Here is a 7,758-nt window from a genome sequence, read left to right on the forward strand (position 1 = left end):
TATGGAGCCCACGACCGGGCTCGAACCGGTGAACCTCTTCCTTACCAAGGAAGTGCTCTACCTGCTGAGCTACGTGGGCTCAATGGGGTCCCCCCCAATAAAAATTTTAAGGTGGCTTGAAACTTTATGGAGCGGGAAACGGGATTCGAACCCGCGACCCTCAGCTTGGAAGGCTGACGCTCTAGCCAGCTGAGCTATTCCCGCTAAAAACAACCCCGTCCTATATGTAGGTGAAAAGAAATCTTCTGCCTTTCAACTCCTGACACCTTCCTGCCGACCGCTTAAAACTGACTGGTGGTGAGGGGAGGATTCGAACCTCCGAAGGCATTCACCGGCAGATTTACAGTCTGCTCCCTTTAACCACTCGGGAACCTCACCCATATATTTCAAGCACTTAAGACACCTGTCAAGCCACTTATATAATTAAAACCCCAGCTTAGAACCCCTCGTATCTGGAGCTGGCGATGGGACTCGAACCCGCAACATCCTGATTACAAATCAGGTGCTCTACCAGTTGAGCTACGCCAGCTTTTAGCTCGCCGTTCAGCAAACGGCCAAATATTCATTTTTATTCTATTTTACTTAATTTGTCAAGGGTAATAATCGATTTTGTTGGTTTTGTTAGGTTTTGTTTCCACTATTCACTCGCATAGGCAAGGTACGTATAACGAGGCCGGTGGAGCTGATTATTACCAAATCACTGGTTTATGGATCTTTGTTCCTGGGATTAGGATCAGGGAGTTGGGATACTGATAAAACCTCCTTTCGTATCCGTTTTATAAAATCAGCGTATCTAAGAAGCACTTTTGATCAATAATAGATATAAGTTCGTATCACAATGCGCCATAAAAAAGCAAGGGCCATTGAAGCGGCCCCACACCCTGGGTCGAAACCACAGGGGTAGTTTTCTTACTAGAAATAATTTTAATCCCTTATCGGCAGATGTCAAGAAAAAATTTAACAGGCCTCAATTGGTGTAATAAGGCCTGGAGGCCTGTCACTGTCTCCCTGGCCTGCGGGCGGAAGGGCACGAGCCGTAACATTTATTACAGGTGGTAAAACATAAAACATATATTAAAATTCTAGGAGTTATAAAAGCGGTTTGACCGACCGTTCAAGGCCTCCCCGCTGCCATCCTTGAACCACACGAATGATCGTTATTTTTGCAAAAAAGACACGTTGTGATAATATAAGCTAAGAGAGGTGTTCAATTCCCAGCCATAAAAGACAGATCGAGTCGGGTGAGGGCGCATCGTGAAGAAAAAGCACCGAATCGTTATTGCAGAAGATCACACTATGCTCAGAGAAGGACTGCTGACCATCCTAAATCTTCACGATGATTTTGTGGTCGTCGGAGAGGCGAAGGACGGCCTGGAAGCCATCCGAACCGTGGGAGAGTGGTCACCCGATCTTATTTTGATGGATCTCTCCATGCCCAAGATGAGCGGTCTGGACGCTATTGAGGAGATAAAGAAGCGATATCCTGAAACAAAGGTTCTGGCTTTAACGATTCATGAGGACGAGGAGTATGTCCTGGCCGCCCTTCAGGCCGGTGCAGACGGCTACCTGCTAAAAGACGCTTCCCACACTGAGCTTGCCACGGCCATAAGAACTGTTCTTTCTGGAAAGCCTTACTTATGTCCTGGTATTTCAAGCAAAGTAATTGAAGGATACCTGGAGGGGAGACGGAATGTAAAGTCGGCCTGGGACATACTCACTCAGCGTGAACGGGAGATTCTGACACTGATAGTCGAAGGGTACAGGAATAAGGAGATTGCCAACAGTTTATATATCAGCCCCAAGACCGTGGAAAAACATCGTTCCAACCTGATGAGAAAGTTGGATCTTCACAATACCTCTGCCTTAATATCCTTTGCCATAAAAAGAGGGCTGGTTGCCACCTAGGCCTTATTGAACCAGGCTTTGCTAGCTGGAATTAAATGGTGATTATTTGGGGGAGGATGAGAGGACGTCGTTCAATAACCTGGTTAAAAAACCGCTTGAGCTCTCGACGAATTTCGGCCTTGATTTCGTCCAGGTCGAAGACATTGCCGCTCCCTAGGTTCTTTTCCTCAGCCAGCCGATCAAAAATCTCGAGAATCAGGCATTTGGCGTCTTCAAGTAGATAAGGCCTTGCTTCCTCGAAAATAAATCCTTTGGAAATAAAGTCCGGGCCGCTGAGGATCTCCCCGGTGCACTCGTCAATGACAACCAGGGGGATGACCATCCCGTGTGCGGCCAGATGATGACGGTCGCGGAGCACGGCCTGACCCACGTCACCGACGCCTTTACCATCAACCAGCACCCGTCCCGTAGTGACACGCCCAACCTTGCGGCAGCCATCCCGATCAAAGCGGATCTGGTCTCCATTTTCTGCCAGGATCAGGTTTTCTTTGGGCACCCCGACCTCATGAGCCAGTTCGATATGTTTAATCAGGTGACGGTACTCCCCATGGATGGGGATGAAATATTTAGGTTGGGTCAGGTTGATCATGAGTTTGAGTTCTTCCTGGTAGGCATGCCCTGACACATGAATTTCGGATACGGTTTCATAGATCACCTCAGCTCCCAGCCGATACAGATTGTTGATGATATTGGTGATGGCTCGTTCATTGCCCGGGATAAAGCGAGAGGAAAGGATAATGGTGTCACCGGACTTGATCTTTATCTGTTTGTGGTTATTGGCCGCCATCCGTGTCAGGGCGCTCATGGGCTCACCCTGAGAACCGGTTGTCACCAGAGCCACCTTGCTCTCAGGCAGATCGCCAATTTCACTGAGTGGTATTTCCAGGTCTTTAGCTATATTCAGGCAGCCTAGTTCTTTGGCAATGCGAACGTTGGTGACCATACTTTTACCATCAAAGGCTACCTTGCGGCCAAAATCAGCCGCAATATTGATGACCTGCTGGATACGGATAATGCTGGAGGCGAACATAGCCACAATGACGCGCCCCTGACAAGTCTGGGAGATCTGGCGTAAGGTTTCTCCGATCTTCTGTTCAGACATCGTATAACCGGGCCGTTCCACATTGGTCGAGTCTGAAAGCAAGGCCAGCACCCCCTGTTCCCCATATTCGGCGAACTTGCTGAGGTCAATCTCCCCGCCAGGCATCGGGCTCTGTTCGATCTTGAAATCCCCGGAGTGGACCAAGCGGCCGACCGGAGTCTTGATCCCCAAGGCCACACCATCCACAATGCTGTGGCTGACCTTGATAAACTCAAAGGTGAGAGGACCGATGGTCAACTTATCACGCGGGGCGATAACATTGAATTGAACCTCCGGAAATACTCTGTGCTCCTTGAGACGATCTTTCACCAGTTCAAGGGTAAGGCGGGTCCCGTAAATCGGAACGTTGATCTGATTGAGCAAAAAAGGCAGGGCGCCAATGTGATCTTCATGGCCGTGGGTCAAAATAACGGCCCGAACCTCGTCGGCATGCTCCAGAATATAACTGAAATCCGGGATGACGATATCCACCCCGTACATATACTGATCAGGAAACATCAGACCGGCGTCAATAATCACCAGGTCCTGGCCACACTTCAGGGCCATGATGTTCAGTCCAATTTCACCCAGGCCCCCTAAAATGATTAAATCAACAGAAAGCTCATTCATTGGCCTTTTCCCGGGGCGGATCGTCTTTTGTTCCCATAGTCAGGGTCGTGATTGGCGATCATCACCTCGCGCACTTTAGCCATTAACTCATTTTGCCCGGACCGTTTGATGCCTTTGGTGGGAATGGGTTTCCTAAAAATAACCTTTATCCGACCTGGAATGACCTTAAACGTTCTGGCCGGCATGACCCGATGGGCTCCGCTGATACTGACCGGAACAATAGGGAGGCCGGACTTCACGGCCAGAGTAAAACCACCTCGCTTGAATTCATGGATTCGGCCGTCATCGCTCCGCGTTCCCTCCGGGAAAATCACCACGCTTACCCCTTCACGTATTTTTTCAGCCGCCTTTTCGAGACTCCGTACCCCCTCTCTAGGGTTGGACCGGTTGATGGGAATGTAACCGGCGAGGGACATGGCATGACCATAAAGAGGAAGCGAAAAGAGACTTTCCTTGGCCAGCCAGCGGAATGGGATGGGCACATAGGCCTGAAGCACCAGGATGTCAAAGACGCTGCTATGATTGGCAGCAAAGATGTAATTCTCCCCAGGAACAAGGTTCTCTACACCTTCCACCTTCACCCGGACAAAGCCGCAACGAAGTAAAGTGCGCATGTAAAATCGGGCCATGTGATGGATCCCATTACCCTGATGATCCAGAAAAGCCACAACCAAGGCCACAAGGTACATCGGGGGCGTGATGATGGCTAGGACTACTAAGCCATAAATCATGAAAAAATTTATGGGAGGTAAAGATTTAAATATCATTCTTTTCATGACCTTAATATTAGGGCTGAAATTCGACTCTGTCAAACCTAATCAATTTGCCAGGTCGGTTAAAACAATACCCCTCCTGAGACTCAACAGGCAGCGATGTTCGTCCTTCGCTTACCTGCCAGGGATTAAAAATCTTGCGCTTGAACCATAATTCTAGTAAACTATTAAAAAAAATCAGATCTAACCGCATTCGGTCGTCTGGCTCCTTAGGAACAAGAGCAGAGAAAAAGATAACCGGCAGGGAGAGGTGAATCAGGATTTATTCATAAGACAGCAGTACTTTTCAATGCTGAACTTTAAAAAGGAGAGGAGATTACTATGAAGATTATGGTCGGATATGATGGATCAGATCCAGCCAAGGAGGCTCTTAAGCTGGCTAAAATGCATGCTGAGGCCTTTGAAGCTAACACAGTCTATGTGCTGACCTCTTTGGAAGGAGAACCTCATGATCAAGTAAAAGGTTTGGAAAAGGCGGAACAAGATCTAGCATCTGCAGAGGTCTTTCTAAAAGATAGTAATTTTACAACGGAAACAAAATTAATGACTCAAGGTCTCAGCCCGGGAGAAACACTGGTCGAATTTGCACAGGAAAACGAGGTTGACGAAATTATTCTTGGGATCGTAAAGACCTCAAAAGTTGGTAAACTGGTGTTTGGCTCCACGGCTCAGTACGTGATACTAAAGGCTCCTTGCCCGGTCGTTACTGTCAAGTGAGTCCTCGGTAGAGAGAATCGTTATAAGCATTAATCAGCACCCAGAAACCTGGACGCTGCTTCCCGAACTTTGAATCGCATCCCATCTTTTATTTTCGGAAATCCTCGGGGTTCAGAAAAAGCCATCCGTCTGATGGGCGAAACCAGATAACTACTCCTTTTCTTTAAGCGTTTTTTTAAGCTCGCGGGTTAGGGGGAAGGGTCTCGTTTTTAAAAAGGCTTGCATTTTTCCATTCGCTGCGTAAAAATAACCGATATGTTAAATCTAACATATTGGTTCAGACAATGAATAGCTTCAACGAACTCCTGGCCCGTTCTGTAAAAGAGCATGGCCACCTGTGTCCGGGGCAGGTGCTGGGGGTCCGCATGGCCATGTTGGGCCTGGAACTCCTGGACTATGAAGCTCCCCTGGATAAAATCAATATCAAGAAGGTGGTCGTCTTTGTTGAAATAGATCGGTGCGCCGCCGATGCTATCGCGACGACAACCGGCGTCAAGTTAGGTCGCCGTTCTCTTAAATTTAAAGATTACGGGCTCATGGCCGCCACGTTTGTCAATCTGCCAGACGGCCTGGCCTTCCGGGTCGCGGTGCGTGAAGATTGCCGTTCTAAGGCCGGCCAATACGTAGCAGGCATTTCGGACAGGCATGAACGGGAAACTAAGGCCTACCAGCTCATGCCTCTTTCTGAACTTTTTACCGTCATGGCAGTCGAAGTTGAAATCCCGCCTGAAGACCTGCCTGGCTTATCACGCCACAAGGTGAGCTGTGAACAGTGCGGCGCTGAGATACGGCACAAACGGGAAGTCAAGGCCAACGGCCGTTTCCTCTGCCGCGTCTGCGCCGGTGAGGCCTATTTTAAGCCTCTCCGACCGGTCCGGAACCTGGACGCCTTAAGTCCGAACACGGCGCGGGTGGAGGGACCATCTCCTTTCCGATGTGATGCGGAACATCCCCGGCGAGGCTAAGGCTAATATCACATGGCCCTCCGGGCAGCCAGGGCTGGCTGGCTTCTGATTTTCGGGGAAAGTCCCGCACTCTTCTCTATTGACCCACACTCACCTTAGCTTTATACTGTCTATCATCCAAAATAAATATCTATATTTTCGGTAAATTCCTGCAGCCTTTTTCATAAAAAAGGCATGGATGAAACCCGTCTGTGCTTCTTGAGACAAGGAAGGGCTGTTATGGTCCCGTCAAAAAGAATCTTTATTCTCAAGGCCCAGTTAGTAAAAATGTCCAGGGTCTCACACCAGGGAGAGATACGTTTATGGGTTTGGAGTGAACCGCATAAGATGTCAAAAGCGGAGGGGTTTTGTAACAATCTTCAATGATACAGAAACAACTCTTATCAGAAAAAATTTTCATTTCTCTGGGTTAAAGGAGGTGTGCCATGAATTTGGCTGAGTTGGCCGAACACTCGGCCAGGCGTCGGGGTGAACGGATGGTTCTGGATTTTGAGGGCGAACGATTTACAAACTTACAATTCCTCGATTGGGCCCGGCGCTTACAGCGGGGGTTTTCCAACCTCGGCCTTATGCGGGGAGAAATAGCGGTGCTTTACATGGCCAACCATCCTCTGACCTACCCCGTCTTTCAAGGTATTTTTCGCACCGGTGCTCTCGCTATCCCGGTCATGTTTATGATAGCGGCCCCTGAACTGCGCTATGTCCTCAGCGACTCCGGGGCCCAGGGAGTCGTCACTGACCAGGCCAATGTCGCAAAAGTCCGGGAGGCCGCTCAAGGACTGGATCACATTCGCTGGATAGTGGTTCAGGGAGGTGATGAGCATCCAGAAGCCTCACCGCCTGAGTACCGCCTCGAAACCTTTTTAAGTAATGAACCACAAAAAAGCCTTCCGCAGATCAACGAGGATGACGTGGCCCTGATGCTCTACACCGCGGGAACGACAGGGAAGCCTAAAGGCGTTATGCTGACCCATGCCAATCTCTTTGCTTCGGCCGAAGCGGCTAACGAGGCCGCGGAGCTGGATCAGTGGGAGGGCTCATATATCGGGATGAGGGTCGTTTTGGCCGCATCAGCGACCGAAGACGATGCTGGGCGCCTCTGCCGGATCGGCCATTGGTTGGACACCAAGTCATCCGGGAATATGTTTACGCGGTGACGGTCGTCAATCCCTTCGAAGACAGGATATTCTCATTGGTCTTGCCTTGGGTGGATGCAGAAGCGATGTCAGTCTTTCTTGAACATACAGCCTAGGCGTTTGCCGGTGAATTCTGCGTCATGATACTTGACGGTGCGGGTTGGCATCGAGCCAATGATCTGCGCATTCCAAAAACAATGAAGCTCGTTCCGCTGCCGCCATACAGCCCAGAACTAAATCCGGTCGAGCATATTTGGGCTTGGCTTCGGGATAATGTCTTTGGGAATTCCGTATTCGAAACACTTGATGAAGTTATAGAAACCCTTTGCTATGGCCTGAAAGAGCTAAGCTTAAGCCCAAAACTCGTAAAATCTATTACCTGTTTCGAATGGCTTAATACTATACGTTTGACGTATAATTAGTATAAGATATATCTCATAACCCATGTTCCCCTTGGATCGAAATGCGAAAGATAGTAGAACTATTTGAAATTACACAAAATATCAGACATTACCTGACTAGTCATTAGTGTCTACACTCCCTGATTATCC

Annotated in this window: 7 protein-coding genes and 4 tRNA genes; 5 read left to right on the top strand and 6 right to left on the bottom strand. The window is 48.9% G+C overall.

Annotated elements, in window-relative coordinates:
• Window positions 1-2: 2 nt before the first annotated feature.
• The 4 genes from JRI95_15185 to JRI95_15200 form a co-directional block, all read right to left on the bottom strand.
• A tRNA-Thr gene (locus JRI95_15185) sits at window positions 3-79 on the bottom strand.
• Window positions 80-127: 48 nt separating this feature from the next.
• A tRNA-Gly gene (locus JRI95_15190) sits at window positions 128-204 on the bottom strand.
• Window positions 205-292: 88 nt separating this feature from the next.
• Window positions 293-378: transfer RNA gene (locus JRI95_15195), tRNA-Tyr, on the bottom strand.
• Window positions 379-453: 75 nt separating this feature from the next.
• Window positions 454-529 (bottom strand) — tRNA-Thr (locus tag JRI95_15200).
• A gap of 725 nt (window positions 530-1,254) precedes the next feature.
• Between JRI95_15200 and JRI95_15205 the strand changes: the two genes are divergently transcribed.
• Entirely contained in the window at window positions 1,255-1,905 is a 651-nt protein-coding gene (locus JRI95_15205) for a response regulator transcription factor (protein ID MBW2062888.1), read from the top strand.
• Window positions 1,906-1,936: 31 nt separating this feature from the next.
• Here JRI95_15205 and JRI95_15210 read toward each other — a convergent pair whose 3' ends face one another.
• Complete coding sequence (locus tag JRI95_15210; GenBank protein ID MBW2062889.1) at window positions 1,937-3,616, bottom strand: ribonuclease J; 1,680 nt, start codon at window positions 3,614-3,616, stop codon at window positions 1,937-1,939.
• On the bottom strand, window positions 3,613-4,347 hold the full coding sequence (locus tag JRI95_15215; protein ID MBW2062890.1) for a 1-acyl-sn-glycerol-3-phosphate acyltransferase: 735 nt from the start codon (window positions 4,345-4,347) through the stop codon (window positions 3,613-3,615). The genes JRI95_15210 and JRI95_15215 overlap by 4 nt, the downstream gene beginning before the upstream one ends.
• 363 nt (window positions 4,348-4,710) lie before the next feature.
• Between JRI95_15215 and JRI95_15220 the strand changes: the two genes are divergently transcribed.
• The 4 genes from JRI95_15220 to JRI95_15235 all read left to right on the top strand — a co-directional run bounded on the left by JRI95_15220 (window position 4,711) and on the right by JRI95_15235 (window position 7,629).
• The gene (locus tag JRI95_15220) at window positions 4,711-5,106 is read left to right on the top strand and encodes a universal stress protein (protein ID MBW2062891.1); all 396 of its coding nucleotides are present in this window, start codon (window positions 4,711-4,713) and stop codon (window positions 5,104-5,106) included.
• Between the two features lie 284 nt (window positions 5,107-5,390).
• Window positions 5,391-6,071, top strand: coding sequence for a formylmethanofuran dehydrogenase (locus tag JRI95_15225; protein ID MBW2062892.1), 681 nt, complete (start codon window positions 5,391-5,393; stop codon window positions 6,069-6,071).
• Between the two features lie 425 nt (window positions 6,072-6,496).
• The gene (locus tag JRI95_15230; GenBank protein ID MBW2062893.1) at window positions 6,497-7,228 is read left to right on the top strand and encodes an AMP-binding protein; all 732 of its coding nucleotides are present in this window, start codon (window positions 6,497-6,499) and stop codon (window positions 7,226-7,228) included.
• Between the two features lie 119 nt (window positions 7,229-7,347).
• Window positions 7,348-7,629: a transposase gene (locus tag JRI95_15235; protein MBW2062894.1), complete on the top strand. Its 282-nt coding sequence runs from the start codon at window positions 7,348-7,350 to the stop codon at window positions 7,627-7,629.
• Window positions 7,630-7,758: the final 129 nt, after the last annotated feature.

It is taken from the genome of Deltaproteobacteria bacterium (assembly GCA_019308995.1).
GTDB lineage: Bacteria > Desulfobacterota > Desulfarculia > Adiutricales > JAFDHD01 > JAFDHD01.